16 protein-coding genes are annotated in these 22,242 nt (G+C 54.4%); 7 read left to right on the top strand and 9 right to left on the bottom strand.

Going from position 1 to position 22,242, the window contains the following annotated elements:
• The 5 genes from typA to PYTT_RS02895 all read left to right on the top strand — a co-directional run bounded on the left by typA (position 1) and on the right by PYTT_RS02895 (position 6,627).
• Positions 1 to 1,830, top strand: a complete 1,830-nt coding sequence (gene typA, locus PYTT_RS02915; RefSeq protein ID WP_067773234.1) for a translational GTPase TypA — start codon at positions 1 to 3, stop codon at positions 1,828 to 1,830.
• A 10-nt stretch (positions 1,831 to 1,840) separates the two neighbouring features.
• Complete coding sequence (locus PYTT_RS02910; RefSeq protein ID WP_067773236.1) at positions 1,841 to 3,679, top strand: ABC transporter ATP-binding protein; 1,839 nt, start codon at positions 1,841 to 1,843, stop codon at positions 3,677 to 3,679.
• Positions 3,680 to 3,687: 8 nt separating this feature from the next.
• Complete coding sequence (locus PYTT_RS02905; protein WP_067773263.1) at positions 3,688 to 5,460, top strand: ABC transporter ATP-binding protein; 1,773 nt, start codon at positions 3,688 to 3,690, stop codon at positions 5,458 to 5,460.
• Positions 5,461 to 5,571: 111 nt separating this feature from the next.
• On the top strand, positions 5,572 to 6,015 hold the full coding sequence (locus tag PYTT_RS02900) for a hypothetical protein (RefSeq protein ID WP_071133255.1): 444 nt from the start codon (positions 5,572 to 5,574) through the stop codon (positions 6,013 to 6,015).
• A gap of 87 nt (positions 6,016 to 6,102) precedes the next feature.
• Positions 6,103 to 6,627: a hypothetical protein gene (locus PYTT_RS02895; protein ID WP_141675719.1), complete on the top strand. Its 525-nt coding sequence runs from the start codon at positions 6,103 to 6,105 to the stop codon at positions 6,625 to 6,627.
• Positions 6,628 to 6,939: 312 nt separating this feature from the next.
• Here the strand turns inward: PYTT_RS02895 and PYTT_RS13270 are convergent, their stop codons facing one another.
• The 9 genes from PYTT_RS13270 to PYTT_RS02860 form a co-directional block, all read right to left on the bottom strand.
• Entirely contained in the window at positions 6,940 to 7,602 is a 663-nt protein-coding gene (locus PYTT_RS13270; protein ID WP_141675720.1) for a hypothetical protein, read from the bottom strand.
• On the bottom strand, positions 7,572 to 8,585 hold the full coding sequence (locus PYTT_RS02885; RefSeq protein ID WP_067773244.1) for an RHS repeat-associated core domain-containing protein: 1,014 nt from the start codon (positions 8,583 to 8,585) through the stop codon (positions 7,572 to 7,574). The genes PYTT_RS13270 and PYTT_RS02885 overlap by 31 nt, the downstream gene beginning before the upstream one ends.
• A gap of 107 nt (positions 8,586 to 8,692) precedes the next feature.
• Positions 8,693 to 9,286, bottom strand: coding sequence for a hypothetical protein (locus PYTT_RS02880; RefSeq protein WP_141675721.1), 594 nt, complete (start codon positions 9,284 to 9,286; stop codon positions 8,693 to 8,695).
• Positions 9,264 to 10,016, bottom strand: coding sequence for a hypothetical protein (locus PYTT_RS13265; RefSeq protein WP_141675722.1), 753 nt, complete (start codon positions 10,014 to 10,016; stop codon positions 9,264 to 9,266). The genes PYTT_RS02880 and PYTT_RS13265 overlap by 23 nt, the downstream gene beginning before the upstream one ends.
• Positions 10,017 to 10,066: 50 nt before the next feature.
• Positions 10,067 to 10,501 (bottom strand): hypothetical protein, encoded by a 435-nt coding sequence (locus PYTT_RS02875; protein ID WP_067773250.1) that lies wholly within the window; start codon positions 10,499 to 10,501, stop codon positions 10,067 to 10,069.
• A gap of 20 nt (positions 10,502 to 10,521) precedes the next feature.
• Entirely contained in the window at positions 10,522 to 10,956 is a 435-nt protein-coding gene (locus PYTT_RS02870) for a hypothetical protein (protein WP_067773254.1), read from the bottom strand.
• 5 nt (positions 10,957 to 10,961) lie between these two features.
• On the bottom strand, positions 10,962 to 11,273 hold the full coding sequence (locus PYTT_RS13900; RefSeq protein WP_172801755.1) for a DUF4329 domain-containing protein: 312 nt from the start codon (positions 11,271 to 11,273) through the stop codon (positions 10,962 to 10,964).
• The gene (locus PYTT_RS02865; protein WP_067773257.1) at positions 11,243 to 11,917 is read right to left on the bottom strand and encodes an RHS repeat domain-containing protein; all 675 of its coding nucleotides are present in this window, start codon (positions 11,915 to 11,917) and stop codon (positions 11,243 to 11,245) included. The genes PYTT_RS13900 and PYTT_RS02865 overlap by 31 nt, the downstream gene beginning before the upstream one ends.
• Before the next feature lie 729 nt (positions 11,918 to 12,646).
• On the bottom strand, positions 12,647 to 18,586 hold the full coding sequence (locus PYTT_RS02860) for an RHS repeat-associated core domain-containing protein (protein ID WP_067773259.1): 5,940 nt from the start codon (positions 18,584 to 18,586) through the stop codon (positions 12,647 to 12,649).
• 403 nt (positions 18,587 to 18,989) lie between these two features.
• On the opposite strand from PYTT_RS02860, the gene PYTT_RS02855 reads away from it, so the two are divergent.
• Both PYTT_RS02855 and PYTT_RS02850 read left to right on the top strand, forming a co-directional pair.
• Complete coding sequence (locus tag PYTT_RS02855) at positions 18,990 to 19,970, top strand: hypothetical protein (RefSeq protein WP_141675645.1); 981 nt, start codon at positions 18,990 to 18,992, stop codon at positions 19,968 to 19,970.
• 140 nt (positions 19,971 to 20,110) lie between these two features.
• Entirely contained in the window at positions 20,111 to 22,237 is a 2,127-nt protein-coding gene (locus PYTT_RS02850; protein WP_245741058.1) for a DNA gyrase/topoisomerase IV subunit A, read from the top strand.
• The last annotated feature ends 5 nt before the right edge of the window (positions 22,238 to 22,242 follow it).

The following is a 22,242-nucleotide window of genomic DNA, read 5'->3' as shown; positions in this document are numbered from 1 at the left end:
ATGCCAGATCCTTCGAAGTTCCGCAATCTCGCCATCATCGCTCACGTTGACCATGGCAAAACTACATTGGTCGACCAGCTTTTGAAGGCGGGGGGGACTTACCGTGAGAATCAGGCGGTGCAGGAGCGCGCGATGGATTCGATGGATCTGGAGCGGGAGAAGGGTATTACGATCAAGGCGAAGAATACGTCGATCCACTGGCACGGCCATACGATCAATATCGTGGATACTCCCGGCCACGCCGATTTCGGTGCGGAGGTGGAGCGTGTGATGAAGATGGTGGACGGCGTGCTGCTGGTGGTGGATGCCTATGAAGGCCCGCAGGCGCAGACCCGCTTCGTGCTCCGCAAGGCGTTGCAGGAAGGTTTGATGCCGATTGTGGTGGTGAACAAGATCGACCGCCCGCATGCCAATGCCGCCGCCGTGAAGGATCAGGTGCTTGAGCTTTTTCTGGAACTGGGTGCCACGGACGAGCAGTTCGAGGCTCCGTTCGTGTACGGTTCCGCCCGCGACGGGTATTTCATGGATCATCTCGAGAATGATCCGCCTGTGGATTGTACGCCGCTGCTGCACAAGATTGTGGCGCATATTCCGGCTCCGAAGGATGCCGATGCCGATGGCGATTTCCGGATGCTGATTTCCAATATCGACTGGGATGATTATGTGGGTCGTATTGCGATCGGCCGCATTTCTTCCGGTAGCGTGCAGAAGGGCGATACGGTGCATTTGCTGCGTGCGGACGGTTCCCGCGTGCAGGGCAAGGTGACGAAGCTTTTTGAATATTCCGGTCTGGGTACGAGCGATTCCGCTGTGGGTGAAGCGGGGAATATCGTCGGCCTTGCCGGGTTCGAGAATGTGGATATCGGCGAGACGCTGGTTTCGAATCCGGAAGATGAGGCGTTGCCGTTCGTGGCGATTGATCCGCCGACGATTTCGATGGAGTTTTCGATCAATGACGGTCCGTTTGCCGGGCAGGACGGGAAGTACGTGACGTCCCGCGTGATTCGCGACCGCCTGGAGCGCGAGATAAAGACGAATATTTCGATCAAGATGGAGGATACGGATGCGGCTGGCATTTTCTCCGTGTCCGCCCGCGGGGCGATGCAGATTGCCGTGCTGGTGGAGACGATGCGCCGGGAAGGTTTCGAGGTGTGCGTATCCCGCCCGAAGGTGATTACGATCGAGAAGGACGGTCGCAAGATGGAGCCGTTCGAGACTCTGTATATCGAAGTGCCGGACGAGTGCGCCAATGGTGCGGTGCGCCTGTTGACGTCGCGCAAGGGGGTGCTGGAGCATATGGAGACGAAGGGTACGGGCAGGACGTTCCTGCAGGCGTACATTCCGACGCGCGGTATTATCGGCTTCGAGTTCGAGCTGGTGAATCTGACGTCCGGCCATGGTATTTTCTCCCACCTGTTCCGCGAGTATGCTCCCTTTGCGGGTGAGATTTCGACGCGCCAGACGGGTACGCTCGTTTCGATGGAGACGGGTGTGGCGACGCCGTATTCGCTGTTTGCCCTGGAAGACCGGGGTCGCCTGTTCGTCGGTGCGGCGGAGAAGGTGTATGAAGGGCAGTTGATCGGCGAGAATCCGCGTGCGAATGATTTGCCCGTGAATCCGTGCCGTGAAAAGCATTTGACGAATCATCGTTCCGCGAATAAGAACGATAGTATTCAGCTGACTCCGAAGGTGGAGTTTACGCTGGAACGCGCCATCGAGTATATCGAAGCGGACGAGCTGGTGGAGGCTACTCCCAAGAATATCCGCCTGCGCAAGCGCCTGCTGAGTGCGAACGATCGCAAGCGGGCCGAGCGCCGCGCCGAATCCTGATTCCGTTTGCATGCAGACGCCTTCTCCAGACGCTTCCACCCGGGAAAAGTTGCGTTTTCTCTGGGTGTCCTATATCCGTCAGCAGAAGAGGACTCTGCTCTGGGCGATTTTTTTCGGAGGCATTGCAGCGGCTACGGCGGGTTTCGGTATTCCCTACATGATGGAGCATGTGTTCCCCGTCGTGTTCGGGAAGGATCCGCTGCCCGAGGGCGTGGAGGCGTTTTTGCGGCAGTATTTTGCGTCGGAGGATTTGCCGGATGTGACTTTGTGGGCAGCGGCGGCGATGCTGCCGCTGGTGATGATGGTGCGCGGGATGGCTGCGTTCATGAATGTGTTTTTGCTGAGCAAGGCGGGGCTCCGGATTCTGGAGAATTTGCGCCTTGCCGTTTTTTCGCGGTTGCAGGAGCTGCCTCTGGCCTACCACGAGCGGTTCAAGCAGGGCGAGCTGATCAGCCGGGTGATTCACAATACGCAGTTTTTGCAGAGCGGGATGCTGACGATCATGAACGATGTCGTGATTCAGCCGCTGACGCTGGTTGCCGCAATGACGTATTTGGTCGTCGCCGCCCTGAATAGCGAGCAGGTGCCGGTGCTGCTGGTGAATATGGTGGTGGCGACGCTGTGCATTCCCATCATCAAGAAGGTGGGCAGTGCGATGCTGAAGAAGATGCGCGATATGATGAGCGGTCTCGGCGATATTACGGCGACGGTGCAGGAGAATCTTTCGGCGCAGAGGGATGTGCGTGCGTTCAATATGGAGGCTCAGCAGGAGGAGACCTTTCTGGGGCAGATACGGCGGATGATGACGGCTTTGTTCCGGATGACGGTTTGCAGTCAGGCGTTGACTCCGGTGATTGAGATTTTGAGCGCGGTGGCGTTGGCCTATGCGCTGTATATGGGCTGTTCGCACGGGTTGACTCTGGAGCAGTTTACGGCTATTGCGCTGGCTTTGTACTATTGCTACGATCCGATCAAGAGGCTGGGTACGGTGCATAACCAGTACAAGCTGACGCTGACGCTTGTGGATAGTTTGCTGGGTGTGTTGTCCGCGAAGGATGAGACTCCCGAGCCGGAGCGCCCGGTGCCGCTGAAGCATCCGAGGGGCGAGGTGCGGTTCGAGCATGTGAATTTCGCCTATGTAGCCGATAATCCCGTGCTTCGGGATGTGGATGTGCATGTGCCTGCGGGGCAGATTGTGGCGTTGGTGGGGCCGAGCGGTTCGGGCAAGACGACGTTTATCAATTTGCTGTGCCGTTTTTACGATGTGGTGGACGGTTCGGTGAAGATCGACGGGGTGGATGTGCGCGATGTTTCGCGAAAAGACCGTACGGAGGCTGTGGGGCTTGTGTCCCAGCATCCGGTGATGTTCCATACGACGATCAAGGAGAATATCCGGATGGGCCGTCAGGATGCGACGGATGAGGAGGTTTTCCGTGCCGGAGCTCTCGCTTCGGTGAACGAGTTTACGGAGCAGCATGCGGATGGGTACGAGCGCGAGATCGGCGAGGGCGGCGAAGGTCTGTCCGGCGGGCAGCGGCAGCGCGTGTCTATCGCCCGCGCATTCCTGAAGAATGCGCCGATTTTGATTCTGGATGAGGCGACGGCTTCTCTCGATATGACGAGTGAGGCGCGTATTCAGGCGTCGCTGAACGAGCTGGCGAAGGGCCATACGACGTTCGTGATTGCGCACCGTTTCAGTACGATCCGCATGGCGCACCGCATTCTCGTGTTCGAGTCTGGCCGCATTGTGGCGGACGGTTCGCATGAGGAATTGTATGCTTCTTCGACGTTGTACAGGGATCTGTACGATAAGCAGATTATGCATGCCGGAAAGGAGGCTGCGGTATGAGGGAACGCATGATGCGCTATTTGCGGTATCTGCTGCCGATGAAGTGGTGGTTCCTGCTGGCGATTCTGTCCGGCGTGATTGCCGCCGGGGCGAGCGGCATGGGGATTCCGTTCATGATCTACAAGGTGTTTCCGGTGGTGTTCGATCCGTCGAAGATGCCGGAGGCTGTTTCCGAGTTTATGGCGGCGCGGGTCGATCCCGCGAATTTGAAGAATGTGCTGCTTTTGCTGGCCTGTGCCGTGATGCCTGTGGTTTTCGTCATCCGTGGGGTGGCGATGTGGCTGAATGCGGTGCTGGTGAGTTATGTGGGTATGAAGATTCTGGAGCATATCCGCATGGATGTGTTCAGGAAGCTGCAGTCTTTGCCCCTTTCTTTCCTCGAACGCCAGCAAAAGGGCGATCTGATCAGCCGCGTGATTACGGATACGCAGAATGTGCAGACGATGATCACGCAGGTGTCGAACGATATCATCAAGCAGCCGCTGACGGCGGTAAGCGCGATTGGGGTTCTGGTCTACATGATGTACGAGCAGGGGACGATGGGGATGATGCTGACGAATATCGGCTTCGCCGCACTGGCTCTCGCTCCCATCATCATTTGCGGCAAGCGTATTGCGAACCGTTCGCGCAAGGCGCAGAAGGGGCTTGGAGATATTACCTCCGTGGTGCAGGAGAGTCTGGCTTCGCAGCGGGAGATTCGTTCCTACGGGTTGGAACAGCGGCAGATTGACGAGTTGTCAAAGGGTACGGACAAGTATTGCAAGGATCAGCTGAAGGCAGTGAAGTATCAGCAGATTCTCGTGCCGGTGATGGAGACGGTGACGGCTCTCGCTCTGGCGAATATGCTGGTGCAGGGCCGTGCGATGGGGATGACGCTGACGGATTTCCTGGGTATCGCCGGGGCGTTGTTCTTTGCGTTCGATTCGATGAAGAGGGCAGGTATAGCTTTCAATAAGTTGAATCAGGCGCAGGCTTCGCTGGAACGCCTCGATGCGATTCTTTCCGAACCGGATACGATGCCCGATCCCGAGCTGCCGCAGCCGATCGGGCGTGTGGAAGGACGGATTTCGTTCCGTAACGTGAATTTCAGCTACGAGGAGGGCAAGCCCATTCTGAAGAATATCCAGGTGGAGATTCCCGCCGGGCAGGTGGTGGCTCTTGTGGGGCCGAGCGGCGCCGGGAAGACGACGTTTGCCAGCCTGATTCCCCGGTTCTACGATGCGACGTCCGGCGCGGTGCTGATTGATGGGGTGGATGTGAAGGATGTGGCGAAGACGGAGCTGCGCAGGCATTTGGCTCTGGTTTCCCAGCATGCGATGCTGTTCCGCCAGTCCATCAAGGAGAATATTCGCATCGGCCGTCCACAGGCGGAGGATGAAGAGGTCTTGCAGGCAGCCAGGGAAGCTTCCGTGTTCTCATTCCTCGACGATCAGCCTCAGGGGATCGATACGGTGCTGGGCGATGCCGGAGGCGGCCTTTCCGGCGGTCAGCGGCAGCGCGTGGCCATTGCCCGCGCATTCCTGAAGGATGCTCCGATTCTGATTCTGGACGAAGCGACGGCGGCTCTCGACGCCGAGAGCGAGGAGAAGATTCAGCACGAGCTGGAACATCTCGTGAAGGGGCGTACGACTCTGATCGTGGCGCACCGTTTCAGCTCCATCCGGGTGGCGGATCGCATTCTGGTGTTCAGCCACGGGGAGATCGTGGGCGACGGGACGCATAGCAAGTTGTATTCCTCCTGTCCGCTGTACCGGGAGCTGTACGACAAGCAGGGTATTTGAGTTCATTGCACGGTTTGCTCTGTTGCAGGTTTGTTACACTTTTTTGGCTTGTGGCGGGAGGTTCCCGTCTGTACACTGTGAGGCATGAGATGGCACGGTTTTCTTTTCGGTGTGGCAGTTGTTGCCGTTGCAGGCGTTGCGGCTCCCGCATGGGGGCAGGAGGAGTCTGTTTCGCAGGTTCTTGACAAAATCGAAACGAGTCTCAGGGAGATGGAGCGCCTGCTTGACGGTGTGAAGGATAAGGCTTCTGCCGATGCCGCCGCCGTACCGCTGGAGAAGATCAAGGAGAGTCTTCAGGTGTTGAAGACGTCTCAATATCTCGACGGGGAACGCGTTCCCGTACCCGATGCGAAGGATGTTCCCGCGCTGGAAAGGCGTATTGAGGCGATCGACCGTCTCAACAAGGATATTCTTCTCAAGGTGGCTCTGCTGGATGGCAAGATGTATTACGATAGCCAGGCTCTTCTTGAGCTGCTGCAGCCTCTCGTTCCCGTGGCCCCGCCTGCGGATAAGGCGGAAGAGAAGCCTGCCGCAGTTTCCGAAAAGGATGCTTGAATACAGTCGCGGCAGGATGACGGGAAGACGCCTATATTCTAGATTTTAAACTGTACTTCGTCGGATGCTGGAGCTAGAGTCGCGTATATGAAAACTACAAGCTATGTTTCCATGATCGTCGCCGCAGCATTGGCTGCTCCCGTGTTCGCACAGGAACAGGCTCCGGCTCCCGCCCCTGCCGCACCCGCTGCTCCGGCAGCCGCCGCTACGCGTCCGGCCGTCGAAGTGCTGGGTGATTGGGTGAAGCTCATGCAGACTGTGGAAAATCTGCTCAAGGCAACGACGGACGGTTCGTCCGCAGCCAAGGCAGCCACCGATCTGCAGCAGTTGAAGACCCTGCAGGAAAAGCTGAATGAGGAGCTGAAGCTCGCTCAGAACAGCGATCAAGCCAATTTGCCGCAGGAAGAGCTGGTGAAGATCTTCCAGAAGCTGCAGGAATTGCAGAATGTGGCCAATTCGCTGAATACGGAAGTGGAACGCATCGAAAAGGCCGGATTCTTCGGCAACGATGCATTGAAGGGCCTGTTGTCTTCCGATGCTCCCGTTGAAGTCGAAGAAGACGAAACGGTGGTTGAAGAAGCCCCCGTGCCTGCTCCGGCTCCTGCCAAGTAACACGCCCGGCGATCAAATATTTCAGGGAGCGGGTTTTCCCGCTCCCTTTTTCGTACCCTTTCCGGGGCAGGGCCGTGATGTATGTCTCATTCTGAAAGAGGGGAACTCAAAATGATAAGTTTCCAAGCTAGGTTAAAGTGGTTTCTAAATAATATACCCAGACCATTGGCGGGATCTTTTTTCATATAGCAACGCCTCATGTAGTCTGCTTAAGATGTAAATGTGTTTCATCAACTATCCTGCACCCTTTCTAGCACAGAATAGTTGATCATTCTCAAATTGGCTAATCAAGTATATATATCCAATTTATTTTCATGACGGTAATAGTTGCGCTACCATTTTTCCATCTCGTAGTTTCATTTCAAAATAAAACACCTTACTGGGAGACTTCCAGTCTTTATGTGGTGGATAATAAACTCCCACTTGATAGATACCTTCTCGAAGGTAATAAGCCGAACATGTAAAGATTGCTCCATCTTTTTTCAAAAAGGCAGCCATGTTATACTCGTTATTTACTGTACGGTCAGCCGAACAGGAACGTATAATTGCAGGCAGGGTGTTTGCAGCTACAGTCCCTCCCAACAAATGTGCTTGCAAAACAAGATTTGTTCGATAATTGGGAATGACATACTGCATGTTCATGATCGTCTTGTTGATCGTGATTTCCTTTTGAAAAAACCAATCTTCAAACAAGGATTCGGTAGATGCCCGCACTTTAAGAATGTAGCGGCCTTGTGGCAATCTCGTACGGATGACTTTGGAATCATTCACATCGAAAAAGACCGTTTTGCCATTCTCATTCCGAATAATCATTTCATGATCGACCCATTCACTCTTTGGTTCAAATTTAAGATCAATATGTACCTCGCTGGGTTGAGCATAAAGGCAAGAAATACTACATATGCCGAAAAATATCGTTTTTCCTATAAATACATTCATATCATTTAACATTTTTTTATTTTCTTTTTTGGACATGGAATGGTCCATGTTTTCCTGTTGCTCCATCCTTTACTAGCTTCTGTGGTACTTTGTAATCTTTTTCCTAAAACCTTCGTCCCTTCCAAACCAGACCTTTCCCCAATACCTATAAACAGTATGGATACAGATCGACAAGTTGAGCGTTCACATATTTTTTTTGCTTCTTTTGTCGCTGAGGTTATAGCTGCCCTCAATAAATTGGCGAACCCCTGTCGTCGATTGGCTCGTATAACTTGCTCATTCTTTATCTCATTATCATCCGGCGGATTGAAGCCTGCATTTGTACAAGCTTCTGAATCGCCGATTAATGATTGCGAAACATCGGGGAAATCTGGAATCGCATACTCATCGGGAGCAGCGTCGGCATAACAACCTAATGGACCGAATGCGCATGTATGCGGATTGTATTTGCTATGCTGCTGAGCAATAGACTCATCCACGTCGGAACCGTGCCCCCAAACTAAAATGATTTGACATTCTATTTTCTTTGGGGTTTCTCCAATGTAATCCGTATTTGCATATGGGTTATTTCGGATAAACCCGTACAAATTCCTCCCACCTTCTTCAGCGATGGGGTCACGGTTGATCCATCTGCCATCTAGTGGGTTGTAGTGACGGTAGTTATAATAGACGAGGGCTAATTCGGGGTCGTAGTGTTCGCTGCTCCACTGGATGGGCAGGTCGATGCCGCTGGCGGTGACTGAGCCGTACGGGGTGTAGTCGTAGGTCGTGGCGATGGTGCCGTCCGCCTTGTAGAGTTCGGTGACGTTTTTCGTGAGGTCGTGGCCGTAGGTGTACCATGTGCCGTTTTTGCGGAGGGAGAGGGGGCGCGTCGCTACGGGCTGGGTCGGGCCCCAGTGGAGGAGCCAGAGGGCCGGGGCGTTGCTGCGAGTGAGGTCGAGAGCCGCGATTTGCAGGTAGCCACGGTAGAGGTAGTGCTGGTGCAGGACGACGGTTCCGTTGACGGTGACTTTTCCCATCTATAATCGTCTATTTTTCCTTTTAAATTAATTATTAATGTATAATTATATTGCTTCGACTATATGCCTTGGAGGAAGCATGTCCTCCAAGGCATGAGTTGCCATGACTATTGTCTAAGTGGGCGTTGGCCCTTTCTTAAATAATCTCGAACGTGTTTCGCTGTCCAGATTTCATTTTCTGTAGCTGGTCGCGAGATTCGTTCCAAATAAACTATTTGCAAATCATGCAATTTACTGGTGAAAACATCTCTTACCCTTTGAATTTTCTTTTTTCGGATATCAGCATCAAAATACATATCCCATTGATCAACTTTCCAATACTCTGGTGTCCAAAAGCGATAATAAGGAAAATGACTGAATTTCCATGGATATAAACCAAGTAGAATAATATCCTCTTTGGAATTCAAATCAAACTCAATGATGATTCGATCCATCTCTTCTTTGTATGATGTGACGATTTGCACCATATATTCCGGATTAAAATCTTCCTGTTGCGTATAAGATATGGCGGCATGCTCAAATTCCTGAATCTTCGTCTGCACTTTTTCTATACATATCAATAAATTTTTCGTTGTTTCTTCATTTTCATGCTGGGATGGCTGAGATATTAATGAGCCATCGACATCATTTCCATGAGTATTGATCAATAACGTGAACATCAATGATATTGATACCATTTTAATATTTACTCTGTTTTCCATATTTTTTTGCATAGTACGTCCATTCGGCCTTCAATGAGGCTCTTTCACGAAACGATCCCGGATACTTTTCCTGCATCAGTGCATCGATGGCTGCACCATGCGCCTCACTTAATCTCCAACCAGTATTATTCTCTAATTTTTGAGAACAAGAATACTTGATTATTTCACATTCAATGCTTCCTTTCACATCACTTTGCACAGTCGGAGCTGAGAAAATATGGGAAATTCCATTTGCCTGTGCTTCATATTGATGCACATGTTGAGCTTCATGTATCTTTACACCTTCGGGATCTGCAAACTTCCAGTTTTCTGCCTCGTCAAACTGATCGGGTTTAAATTTTCCTTGATTGATAAGATCAAACCGACGTTGATATGTACTTAGATCTGTCATTCCCTGAGGATACTCTGAAGCATGAAGAAGGAATACCGATATTCTCCATTTTGTTACCTCTTCATGGCAACAGCATTTATTTTCAGTCTCTTCATATCTATATGTATATTGTGCTTGAACACCGGTTACTCCTAATGTTCTAGTAGGCATATTCATATTGTTAGTATATATCAAACTTGTAGGCTCCTTTTTTAGCTTATCATTTTTTTGATCCTTTTTCTTTGTCGTGGCAGATTTCTGTCCCAGAAAATCGAATAAATCCATTACCCTATTTCGGGCAAACCCGTACAAATTCCGTTCCCCTCCTATTCCATCGTAATCTTGGTGCAGGCTGTACATGCACACAGGCGCCGAGCTTCAGCATTTGCTGTCTGGCGAGCCATTACAAATCACTGCAATTTCAACATTCCCAGCGGTTCTCCCGTCTTCAGATCGCAAAAATAAACGATATATTCATCCAGAACGGGTAGTTGTGACTTATCCTTTTTCCTCCACGACGTAATTTGGAAAACAATATACCGGTCTCCGCCGATCAGAGGCAAAAACTCTCCCTTCTTTTTCAATGATTCGAACCACTCAAACGTTTGCGAATCACCATACCGAATGATGCCGCTCGAAGGAATTTCTAACGTCCTAATTGTGACATTATAATAAACCTCAGACTTCTGTTGCTCACGCCACTTCTCGGCAAAATGAGCCTTAACCAAAGGAATGGCACGCTTGATCACCGAAAGATTGATATAAGGATCGAACTGCACCTCCGGTTCCTGTGCCGATACATACAAGCAATTCGCCAACAACAGGCATAAATGCAATATTTTCATCTTCTTTTTCTATAAAATATTCACCATGTTTTCCAGAAGCCTTTAACTTCACCTGTTGCTGAATCGCAAAGATAGATTAATTCACCGTCGAATGGCCCGGAATCCGGCCAATACCAGAAATAAAAAGCGATGTATCTCGTATCGGGCTCAAAAGGAACAACCTGATCCTCACTATCTAGAGAAAACATATACTTTTTCTTCTTACTAACTCCATCATCCCTGACATATTGAACATCACCATGTTGATCCGCAAGCAATGCATAAATCATCACACTATGTTCTCCCCAATCCTCACGAACCTCCTCCTTTCCTTTCCTTTTTTCCAAAATTTGTTCGAGATGGGGAATACAACGCGCAATATCATCCATCGCCTTCAAGGAATACTCCTCCTGTCTCTGGGGAGATCCCCAGAGGCAGGAGCAGAACAATATACTCAGAATAAATATTTTCATCATATCATTTACACGATAGCAGTTTTTGGGGTACCAGGATTATTCAATTCTGGCGGAGTTGTCGTTTTATTAGGGTCAAGAGTATAAATGGCCCCGGATGGAGTACCTAAATATCCAGGAACACCTAACTTATTTATTTTAATAATGTCCGCAGGAGCGAACGTTTCATGAGGATCAGTACTGGACGCTTTGCCATGGGTATGCCAAATACCGGCCAATCTATATCCAAAAGGACAAGGAGGAGCGTCCTCAGGTTCCACTTCGCCGTTTTTACCTTGAACATGCGTTGTTATATATAGATATTTTTTTGTTTTGCGCACACAACATGCATATACTCGCCCCCATATTCCACATCGTTTTTTATCGAAACAGGATTCCACTTTTCTATGACATTTCTTGCAGCCTGCTTTGCACTCTCTACACCTTTACAGTCAATTTCAATGTCATCTTCTCCCGATATCTTAACTCTAATCTCTTCCAAGGCTTTTGCCATCTCATCATCCGTGGTTTCCAAACCATGTAAATCATATAACATCGACGGATTATTTCTGACGTAGATAGACAAATGCAGATGCTCTCGCTCCCCAATGGGATCCCTGTTGATCCATCTGCCGTCGGCGGGGTTGTAGTGTCTGTAGTTGTAGTAGACGAGGGCGAGTTCTGGGTCGTAGTGTTCGCTGCTCCACTGGATGGGCTGGTCGATGCCGCTGGCGGTGACGGTGCCGTACGGGGTGTAGTCGTAGGCCGTGGCGATGGTGCCGTCCGCCTTGTAGAGTTCGGTGACGTTTTTCGTGAGGTCGTGGCCGTAGGTGTACCATGTGCCGTTTTTGCGGAGGGAGAGCGGGCGGGTGGCGATGGGCTGGGTCGGGTCCCAGTGGAGGAGCCAGAGGGCCGGGGCGTTGCTGCGCGTGAGGTCGAGGGCCGCAATTTGCAGGTAGCCACGGTAGAGGTAGTGCTGGTGCAAGACTACGATTTCGTTGATGGTGATCTTTTTAAAGCTTCCATATCAAGTGAAAACAAATGAATAAGCTCTCTAAACTTTTTCTCCGAAATGCGGGGACGGTAAAAATATTTATTTCGCACTCATAGAGAATACATTAAATGCATCTCAAAAACTCTTAACTAGGCATGAACCAAAAATATTTATGAATTTTAAAGCTATTTCAAACTAAAACACATCTATGAATATTCTCGTTGGTATTACGATGACAAAAGCATTTGCGGTATTTGTGATTCAATTTCCCATTTTCCAACTCTGTAATATACTACAGGATAACTAACTATGATCATATTCGCCATCTCTTCTGTTATTATCATTGGCAATGAGACCGACATTTTAACTGTTACTTCACTTTGGGGTGGGATTATAATTCCATTTTTTATGTGTTGTAAATGCACATTCTCCCATTCAAAGAATGATTGCCCATTTAAGTCGACTTGTATAGGAATTACCAAGCGTAACGTTTTTCCAGATGACTGTAGTTGTACATTTTGAGTAGTATGATTGATAAAATGCAGCACGTATTCAACAAGAAACAAATTATTCGATTTCTGAAATCCTACAAACTGCACTTTAAGCTGTACAATATCACGGATCGGAGGAACTGAGGGTGAAGAGCACCCACAAAAACAGCCTATTATTAGCATCAAAATAAACATTAAACAGATTAGATTTTTCACGACAAACTTTCTATTATAATTTCCCATCAAACTTTACCCATGTAGGAGATTTTATCGCATTATCAGGATTCGAATGAATTGAGGAACCATCATCATTTTTATAAAACCAACGTAAATCACCAAGCACATAATATTCAGGCTCTACGCCAGTTATATGCCTAGTTCCCCACGAAACGCTACCTTTACGTAAAATATTCGTAGCAAATTGTAAAGCCATGATATTACTATAACAAGTCGCCAAACGGACAGATGCAGATCGACAAAACCAACACCGAACTGGACCTTTCTTTTGCTTTGCATTTGCAAAAGAAGGCGACTGTGATAACCGTCGAATATCTACACTTGTAAAATATTTATGCTCTTCATCAAACGCCGCATCTAGCCCTCTCGCTCCATGGCCAGAAACATGAAAACTGGTTATAGGCGTCGCACCATATTTTGCTCTACGCGCTATTTCTAGAGGCACCTGAACAGCTGAAATATTAACCGGAGAAACATCAAAAACCACACTATCTTGCTCTCCAAATGAACGAACAAGAGCTACCGCTAAAGAATTTGATGGGCAATTCGTGTCTAAATTAGAAGCATCATATTTATCACCCTCCCAAATTGAATTGGGATATCCGTGATCGCCAGTATCAGACGTCGGCCACAAACATTGCCAATCATTATGACTTGCTCCATATTGGAGTGCCAAACCAGACAATGAATCTCCTCTTTCCGCGCACCATGTATGCTCTGAACCTTCAACTTTTGTCCAAAGTCCCAAAAAATCGAATAAATCCATTACCCTATTTCGGGCAAACCCGTACAAATTCCTCCCTCCTTCTTCAGCGATGGGGTCGCGGTTGATCCATCTGCCGTCGGCGGGGTTGTAATGGCGGTAGTTGTAGTAGACGAGGGCGAGTTCGGGGTCGTAGTGTTCGCTGGACCACTGGATGGGCTGGTCGATGCCTGTAGCGGTGACTGAGCCGTACGGGGTGTAGTCGTAGGCCGTGGCGATGGTGCCGTCCGCCTTGTAGAGTTCGGTGACGTTTTTCGTGAGGTCGTGGCCGTAGGTGTACCATGTGCCGTTTTTGCGGAGGGAGAGGGGACGCGTCGCTACGGGCTGGGTCGGGTCCCAGTGGAGGAGCCAGAGGGCCGGGGCGTTGCTGCGCGTGAGGTCGAGGGCCGCGATTTGCAGGTAGCCACGGTAGAGGTAGTGCTGGTGCAGGATTACGGTTCCGTTGACGGAGACTTTTTTCATGTAGCGCCGTCCCATGTAGTCGTAGCCGTTTTCGACGATGGTGTTGCCGTCCTGGCTGGTGAAGCGGGTGGGACGGTTGTTGGCGTTGTAGTCGACGGTCCATTTCCCCGTTTGTGTCTGGAGGGTGGTTTGGTTGCCGTCAGCGTCGTAGGCGGGAATAAAGGGTTCCGCCGCATTCTGCCCGATGGCGGTGTATTGGTTGAGCTGGTTGGCGGCATAGGAGGTGACAGATTGCGCCGCTTCCTGCGCCGTTTCCCGGTTTCCTATGTTGTCGTAGGCGTAAGCGTAGGGCGCGGTTCCGAGGGTTGCACCAGTCAATTCGCTTCTGTCGTTGTAGGCGAAGGCGTCCTGCCGGGTGGTTCCCTGCCGTGCGCGGGTGCGGGTGGCGGGGCGGCCGAGGGCATCGTAGGTGTAGCCTCGCAGGACGACTCCGGTGGCGCCTCGCGTGGTGTCGATGGCTGTGGGGAGGTCGCGCTGCGGTTCGTAGCTGCGGGTGGTGAGGAGGCCGTTGGGGTGCGCGAGGGTGTGGAGGAGGTGGCTGCCGGGGAGGTAGGCGTATGCGAATGTTTTTTCTTCCGTTCCCTGGAGGAAGGAGGCCTGGTTCAGGCGGCCGTCCGTGCCGTAGCGCCAGGCGACGGTGTCGAGGGTGCTGCCGGGTTTGGTGAGGGTGTAGCCGGCGGGGCGGCCGTAGGCGTCGTATGTTTCGGTGACGGTGTGTTTGATGCCGGCGACGGTGACGCTGTCGGTGTCTTTTTCGTTGTAGTTGTTGTAGACGATGTCGCGCGTGCCCTGGGCGTCCGCGATGCGGTAGAGGTTGCCGATGTGGTTCCAGGTGTTTTGCTGCGCCGGGGTGGCGTCGCTGTGTTCGATGCGGGTGCAGAGGCCTTTGGCGGTGTCCCACGTGTACGTTGAAACGATTCCTCTCGCATCCGTCTTTTGGGAGAGCATGTTGAGGGCATTGTATTCGGTGTCTTCGTGCGAAGCATCCGCATAAGTTTTGCGGGTGAGGAGGCCGGTGGCGTCATGGTATTGCCATGTGGTGGTGTCGCCGTCGGTGCGTTCGGTGGGGTCGGTTTCGATGTTTTCTTCGTCGGCACGCCATGTGGTGAGGGCGGTGAGGCGGTCGGCTTCATCGTAGGCGTAGCGCGCGGGCTGGATGCCGGTGCCCCATTCGGCGGTTTTGCGTCCCCGGATGTCGTAGGCATACCGGGCGGTGTGGCCGAGTGCATCGGTGATGCAGGCGGGGTTGTCGCAGCAGGGGCAGTATGCGGTGGCGGTGGTGTGGCCCGCAGCATCGGTGGCGCTGACGGGGCGGCCGGCGATGTCGGTGAGGGTGACGGAGGCGTTGCCGCGGCCGTCCGTTTGAGTGAGGCGGAGGCCGGTGGCGGTCCAGTCGCGCCGGGCAGTGGTGGTGATGCCGGCGTGGTCGGTTTGCGAGACGGTGTAGCCGTCGATGACGGTGGCGGCGGCTTCGATGACGGAGGTGGGGAGGGTTTGCGTGACGATGCGTTCCGCGCCTTCTCCATAGGCGGTGCTGTCTACCGTGGTGTGGCCGCGCGGGCAGGTGTGTTCGCTGCGGGTTTCAAGCGTGGGGTGTTCGGAGATGAGTTGGGCGGCGGTTTCGGTGCAGGTGGTGCCTTTGCCGTTGTTTTTGGTGGCGACGGCGATGCGGTAGATGCCGTCGGCCCTCGTTTCGACGCGGTAGGCCCAGGTGGTGATGCGGGAGTTGGCGAGGGTGGGGGTGGCGGCGAGTTTCCACGTTTCTTTGGCGGGGTTGCCGAAGGCGTCGTGTTCGTAGAGGGTGGGAGCCATGGCGAGGGAGCCGGCTGCCGAGCCGGTGTCGCGCTGCCGCTGGGTGATTTGGCCTTTGTTGTTGTAGGTGGTGCGGTCGTAGAGGTAGCCCGTGGTGCTGGGTGTGGTGACGACGACGGTTTCTCCAAAGCCGTTTTCGAGGGTTTGGGAGAGGATGGTGCTGCGGTCCGCGAGTTTGACGGTGTGCCGGATGCGGGCGTTGCTGTAGTCGTGTTCGTGGAGGAGTTCGCGCTGGCCGGTGCCGTGCTGGCGGGCGAGGCTGCCGTCCGGGTTGCGTTCGGTGATGAGGGTGGCTCCGGAGGGGGTGGTGAGGGTTTCGGTGAGGCCGTCCGCACTGTAGGCGTAGGCGGTGGTGCGGCCGAGGGTGTCGGTTTGGGCGATGAGGCGGCCCTGCAGGTCGTACGCGGCGGTTTCGACGGTGGTCATGGCTCCGGTGTCGCGTCTCGTGCGGAGGATGCGGCCCTGGGCGTCTCGTTGGTAGGAGGTGACGGTTTCCGGGGTGGTTGCCGTGGCGCTGCGGACGGTTTCGATGAGCTGGCGGGAGCTGTCGTAGCCGTAGGTGGTGGTGGTGCCGTTTTCGTCGGTTTCCCGGAGGAGGTCTCCGGTGCAGATGTGGGCGCGGGTGGTGGTGCGGCCGTTGCTGCGGGTGCGTTTGGTCCAGCGGTTCCGGATGTCGTGTTCGTAGTCGGCGGCGGCGAGGAGTTGCCAGTGGCCCGCGCTGTCGAGGATGTGTTGTTCGGTGCGGAGGGCGTTGCCCTGCGCGTCGATCCACGCGGTGCTGCGGGTGCTGTGGCCGGGGACGGGCTGGCCGCCGATGCGGGTTTCTTCGGTGGCGGTGTAGAGGGCTCCGTGTGCCGAGGCGGGGGCGTAGTCGTGCCATGTCTGGATGCCGTCGGCGGTCTGGGTCATGCGGAGGCGGCCGCGGGCATGGATGTTTTCGGCGTTGCCCTGCCATGTTTCGGTGATTTCGAGGCGGGTGAGGCCGTTGGCCGTGCTGCGTTTTTCGACGCGTTTGACGGCGTTTGTTTCGCTGTAGGCGTATGTTTCGCGGAGGTGGAGGCGGGGGATGCCGCCCGCGTCGACGATGGTGGTGTCGATTTGCGCGGGTTCGTCGGTCCATGTGGCGCCGTCGCTGCGGTAGGAGGTGTTGATGATCCGGTTTTGGCCGCCTGCCCACGGGAGGGCGAGGACGGTGGCGCGGCCGTGTGCGTCGTGGATGGTGCGGGTTTCTCCCTGCTGCGGGCCGATGGAGCTGATGCGGCTGCCGGCGCCGTCGTAGGTGTAGGCGGTGGTGAGGGCCTGCGGGCTGCCGTAGCCTTCGGTGCGGCTGAGGAGGAGTTCGCCGACGGGGAGGGAGATGTAGTTTTCTGCGACGACGGAGGCGGCTGCCCCGCCTTTGCTGACGGTGGTGACGATGCGGTAGGTGCCGGCGAGGGGCGATGTTTCGCGGGTGCGGGTGGTGGAGACGGCGGTGTCTCCCGTGCCGCGGGTGATGTTCCACAGGCGGTCCGTTTCGGTCCATTCCGTGGTGTAGGGGGGCATGGAGGCCGGGAGGGTGTGGTCGGTTTCGGTGACGGTGAGGCTGGAGGCCGCCGGGTCGCCGCCGATGGCGTATGTTTGGAAGGGGGTGCCCGAGGTGGTGTAGAGGCCGCTGGCAGGGTTCTGCCCGGTGATTTGGTTCGGGAGGTAGAGGGCGACGATGTAGCCGTTTTCTGCGGCGACGATGTCCGCAAGGCCGTCCCAGTAGTTCCAGATTTGGCGGATGGTGCCGTTTTGTTCCCGGACGATGTCGAGGTATTGGGCGGCCTCTTCGGCGGTGAGGAGGCTGTTTTGCGATGAGATGCAGGCGGCGAAGGCGCCCGTTTCGAGGTGGTAGAAGGTGGCCGTGCCGTCCGTTTTCAGGATGCGGAGGTAGGCGGCTTCCGCCAGAGGGAGGGCGGCGGAGGGGGTGCGGACGAGTTCCGTGACGAAGTCCGCACGGTCGGTGCTGGAGGAGGTGGAGCCGACGCCGAAGGCGGTGCGGCCGTTGGCGTCGCAGATGTAGTTGGCGTAGGCGCCGCCCTGGCGGACGCGCAGGAGGCTGTTGGGGCGGATGCCGCCCGCAGGCAGGGAGACGAAGGAGGCGGCGGGGTGGCTGTATGCGAGGCCTGCCGGGGTGAGGAGGGAGGCCGAGTAGCGGTAGCCGATGAGTTCGATGCGGCCTTTCGGGATGCCGCCCATGCCGCGGAAGGTGCCGAAGGTGACGCTCCAGCGCATGTATTGCAGGCGGGCTTCGCGGATGATGCCGCTGCCTGCCGAGGAGGAGCCGAAGCTGCCGTGCGGTATGGATATGCGGGCGGCCGGGGCGGGTAGCTCTCCTCCGGAGTCGCCGTCGTTGCGGTCGCAGCCGCAGCCGCATTCGCAGTCTACCTTGACGTTTTCATCCGGTTCGATTTCGAAGCGGGGGCACGGGCCGACGCTGCCGGAGATGACGGAGATGTTGCCCGTGGGGTCCGGGTAGTAGTCGATGTTGTGGTGGACGACGGCGAGTTTGTGGACGCCGGGTTGGAGGCCTTCGATGCTGATCGAGAAGGAATGGGGCGCTCCCGAGGTGGAGGATACGCTGCTGTCGTCTACTGTCAGGCTGACGGAGTCGTCCACCTTGCCCGATGCCACGACGGTGTGCGTGCCCCCTTCGGGGAGTTCTGGCAGGATGAAGGTGCCTCGTACCGGCGTCATGACGTGCGAGGAGTTCGACGGTTTGCCATGCGAGTACGACAGGGCGATCATGTCGCCGCTTTCGCCTGATAAGGCGGACGCTTCACCGGCGGAAGGCCGGGTTGCGGAGCTGTTTTCGATAAGGCGGTATCCCGGAGTTCCGGGCACTATATAGCTGTTTTGATGAATGTAATTCATTGCAGGGGGTGTTGGGGGTGATGAAATCCTTACGGAAGCGACTGCCATGAGCCACAACCTTCAAGACCTTTTTCATTTAACATTTTCCCACGGCCCCGTCAATAACATTCTTTTGCCATTCCGTCGCAACTAACAAACACTATCTTCTTTTTTCAAATAGATTACGTGCAAACCAACAATAAAACATGTCTACAACAAAAATATGCCGAAGCCTGCATGCTACCACTTTTTTCCCGTTTTTCCGGAAAATTTATTTCCCTTGCAGGGTGTTTATTTTGGCAATGCTGCCTTTGCTTTCCTCGCCCAACCGGGGAGAAGGAAAGGGGGTATGACACAAGCATGGAAGCTTTGTGCTTCCGATTTGCAACCGGAGGGTTGCCGTCGGTGTTATAGTATGGTGCATATGAAAACGATGACTTCTGTTTCTCTTATGGTCGGGGCGGCGCTTGCTGCGCCCGTGTTCGCACAAGATCAGGCCGCTGCGCCCGTGCCGTCCGTTCCCTCGCAGGCCTCTGTTTCCGCTCGGTCGGCCGCCGAGGTGATGAATGACGGGATGAAGCTGATGCAATCCGTGGAAGGCGTGCTGAAATCCGTGACGGATGCCGCTTCGGCTGCCAAGGCTGTGGCTCCGCTGCAGCAGTTGAAGGTTCTTCAGGAAGTGTTGGATTCCGAATGGGGTGCGGCCGCTGAAAAGCTTTCTCAGGAAGAGTTGGACAAGCTTTTGGCCTCGGTGCAGGGCATGGATGCTTTGGATGCTTCGTTGAGTGCGGAAGTGGCGCGTTTGGAGAAGGCCGGATTTTTTGGCAATGAGGATTTGAAAGGATTGCTGGTCGATGAGACTCCGGTAGAAGTGGAGGAAGACGTGACCGTGGTTGAGGAACAGGCCGCTCCGGCGGTTCAACCGGCGACTGCGCAGCCTGCCGTTCCGGTGCAGCCTGCCACTCCGGTTCAGCAAGCCGAGCAACCTGTCGCGCCCTCCGATTCCGCTTCCGCTCCGGCGGCGGCCGTCCGTTCCGTGGCAGATGTTCTGAACGACTGGAGCAATCTGATGACGAATTCCGAGCGTCTTTTGAAGTCCATTCAGGATGGCGGATCCGCTGCTGCGGCCGTGGCCGAGCTGGGGAGCCTGCGCGCCGACTACGAACGGCTGGGCAAGGAGATGGAGTCGTTCGGCTCGTCCGGTCTTGCCGATATTGCTCCGGAAGATATGGGTGCTTTCTTGAATCAGGCGAATGCTTTGCAGCAGACGGGCGCGTCCCTTCTGTCCGAATGGAAGCGTATCAGCAATGCTTCTTTTTTCGGCAATGAGGAGTTGAAGGCTTTGATGCAGAATTTCGTGCCGGCCGTTCAGGTGGCTGCGCCTGCGGAAAACGCTGCTCAATAGGAGTTCGTTCGTTCGATTGTTTTCAGGGAGCGGGGGGATGGCCTCCGCTCCCGTTTTTGCGTTCCGTTTTCACGGTGGGCGAGGCGTTTGGCCGATATCGTGCTTGATTTTGAAGCATCGCCGTTTTAAAATGATTCGGCGTGAGTACCGAGCATCCCATTTTCAAGACGGAAGATCCCAGCAGCATTCAGTTGATGTATGGGGATTATTATCTTGAGTATGCATCGTATGTGATTCTCGAGCGTGCCGTGCCGCATGTGAACGATGGCCTGAAGCCGGTGCAGCGCCGTATTCTGCATTCCATGGATCGCATGGATGACGGCCGTTTCAATAAGGTGGCGAATATCGTGGGGGATACGATGAAGTACCATCCGCACGGCGACGCGTCGATTTACAGTGCGCTCGTGGCTCTGGGGCAGAAGGATCTACTGGTGGATACGCAGGGGAACTGGGGCAATATTCTGACGGGCGACCAGGCGGCCGCCGCGCGTTATATTGAAGCCCGTTTGTCGAAGTTCGCCAAGGAGGTGGTGTTCAGTCCCAAGATTACGGAGTGGAAGCTTTCCTACGACGGGCGCAATAAGGAGCCGGTGACGCTTCCGGTGAAGTTCCCGCTGCTGCTGGCGCAAGGCGCTTTCGGGATTGCCGTGGGTCTGAGTTGCCTGATTCTGCCGCATAATTTCAATGAGCTGGTGACGGCGGCGGTCGCCTGCCTGCGCGGCGAGCCGTTCGACTTGTATCCCGATTTTCCGACGGGCGGGCTTCTGGATGTTTCCGATTACCGCGACGGAGAGAACGGAGGCCGCGTGCGCTGCCGTGCGCGTATTGTGGAGGAGTCGAAGAAGCTGCTGCGCATTACGGAGATTCCTTTCGGTTCGACGACGGATTCCGTGATTCAGTCGATTGTGGCGGCGGTGGACAAGGGCAAGATCAAGATTGCCAAGATTGAGGATAATACGGCGGCGAATGCCGATATTCTGGTGCATCTGGCTCCGGGGATGGACGGCGAGCAGGTGACGAAGGCTCTATATGCGTTTACGGAGTGCCAGGTTTCTCTGTCTCCGAAGGCGTGCGTGATTCTGGATCAAAGGCCTTCTTTCATGGGGGTGAGCGAGATTCTGAAGCATAATGTGGCGACGACGAAGGAGGTGCTTCGGCTGGAGCTGGAGTGCAAGCTGGCCGAGTTGCAGCGTGCGTGGCAGGATGCCAGCCTGGAGAAGATTTTCATCGTGAACCGCATCTACAAGGTGCTGGAGGAGAGCGAGAGCTGGGAGGAGTCGCTGGATACGATTACGGAGCGGTTGCAGCCGTTTATTCAGGATTTGATTCTTCCTGTGACTCGCGAGGATGTGATCCGGCTGACGGAGATCAAGCTGAAGCGTATTGCGAAGTACGAGGTGTTCGATTCGGACAGGCATATCGAGTCGCTGGCGAAGGAGATCGAGCAGACGAAGAAGAATCTGAACCAGTTGACGAAGTTTACGATCCGGTGGTTCGAGGCGATCGGGAAGAAGTACGGCGAGGCGTTTCCGCGCCGTACGGAGCTGGCGGAGTTCGACGCGGTGTCGCGCGCAGCGGTGGCTGTGGAGAATGAGACGCTGTATGTGGATGAGGAGGGGTTTGCCGGCTATGGCGTGAAGAAGGGCGAGCCTGTGTGCAAGTGTTCGACGCTGAGCGATGTGATTACGATCGACCCCAACGGGGTGCTGATGGTGCGCCGGATTCAGGAGAAGTTTTATGTGGGTAAGAAGTTACTTTATATCAATGTGCTGAGGCCTGATGCTGATCCGGTGTTCAATATGATGTACCGCGACGGCAGGGAGGGTAATCTGTATGCCAAGAGGTTCCGCCTCGGAGGGTTTACGCGGGACAAGGAGTACCAGCTGACGCAGGGGACGAAGGGTTCCCGGGTGTTTTTCTTTTCGGTACATGCGACGGAGGAGGAGAGTGCTGCTTTGTCCGTGAATGTGCATATCAAGTACCAGCTGCGGAATATGAAGCGGCCTATTCCCTATCATTTTTCCAAGTTGCGCGTGAAGGGGCGTGCCGTGCTGGGAAATATCGTGACGAAGAATGGCGTGGAGCGTGTGGCACGGATGATGAATGCCGCCGAGCCCGAGGCGAAGCCGGTGGGTGAGCCGACGGTTTCTCCTGTCGTTCCGGAGGAGTCCGGGGAGGCGATTGAGGCCGGAGAGGTTGCCGTGCCGCCTGCCGCTGCCGGATCGGAGGCGGAAGATAATTTGCAGCAGGGCGCTCTGTTCGATTGATGTAC

Origin of the sequence: Neoakkermansia glycaniphila, from assembly GCF_900097105.1 — a bacterium.
GTDB classification, from domain to species: domain Bacteria; phylum Verrucomicrobiota; class Verrucomicrobiia; order Verrucomicrobiales; family Akkermansiaceae; genus Akkermansia; species Akkermansia glycaniphila.
Note: the sequence above shows the minus strand (reverse complement) of the source record. Positions and strands in the feature narration are given on the sequence as shown.

What these genes read in the sequence shown, in the direction of transcription:
- typA (WP_067773234.1), top strand. Translation starts at nt 1, where the DNA reads ATGCCAGATCCTTCGAAGTTCCGCAATCTCGCCATCATCGCTCACGTT.
- PYTT_RS02910 (WP_067773236.1), top strand. Translation starts at nt 1,841, where the DNA reads ATGCAGACGCCTTCTCCAGACGCTTCCACCCGGGAAAAGTTGCGTTTT.
- PYTT_RS02905 (WP_067773263.1), top strand. Translation starts at nt 3,688, where the DNA reads ATGATGCGCTATTTGCGGTATCTGCTGCCGATGAAGTGGTGGTTCCTG.
- PYTT_RS02895 (WP_141675719.1), top strand. Translation starts at nt 6,103, where the DNA reads ATGAAAACTACAAGCTATGTTTCCATGATCGTCGCCGCAGCATTGGCT.
- PYTT_RS13270 (WP_141675720.1), bottom strand. Translation starts at nt 7,602, where the DNA reads ATGTCCAAAAAAGAAAATAAAAAAATGTTAAATGATATGAATGTATTT.
- PYTT_RS02885 (WP_067773244.1), bottom strand. Translation starts at nt 8,585, where the DNA reads ATGGGAAAAGTCACCGTCAACGGAACCGTCGTCCTGCACCAGCACTAC.
- PYTT_RS02880 (WP_141675721.1), bottom strand. Translation starts at nt 9,286, where the DNA reads ATGGAAAACAGAGTAAATATTAAAATGGTATCAATATCATTGATGTTC.
- PYTT_RS13265 (WP_141675722.1), bottom strand. Translation starts at nt 10,016, where the DNA reads ATGTACAGCCTGCACCAAGATTACGATGGAATAGGAGGGGAACGGAAT.
- PYTT_RS02875 (WP_067773250.1), bottom strand. Translation starts at nt 10,501, where the DNA reads ATGAAAATATTGCATTTATGCCTGTTGTTGGCGAATTGCTTGTATGTA.
- PYTT_RS02870 (WP_067773254.1), bottom strand. Translation starts at nt 10,956, where the DNA reads ATGATGAAAATATTTATTCTGAGTATATTGTTCTGCTCCTGCCTCTGG.
- PYTT_RS02860 (WP_067773259.1), bottom strand. Translation starts at nt 18,586, where the DNA reads ATGAATTACATTCATCAAAACAGCTATATAGTGCCCGGAACTCCGGGA.
- PYTT_RS02855 (WP_141675645.1), top strand. Translation starts at nt 18,990, where the DNA reads ATGAAAACGATGACTTCTGTTTCTCTTATGGTCGGGGCGGCGCTTGCT.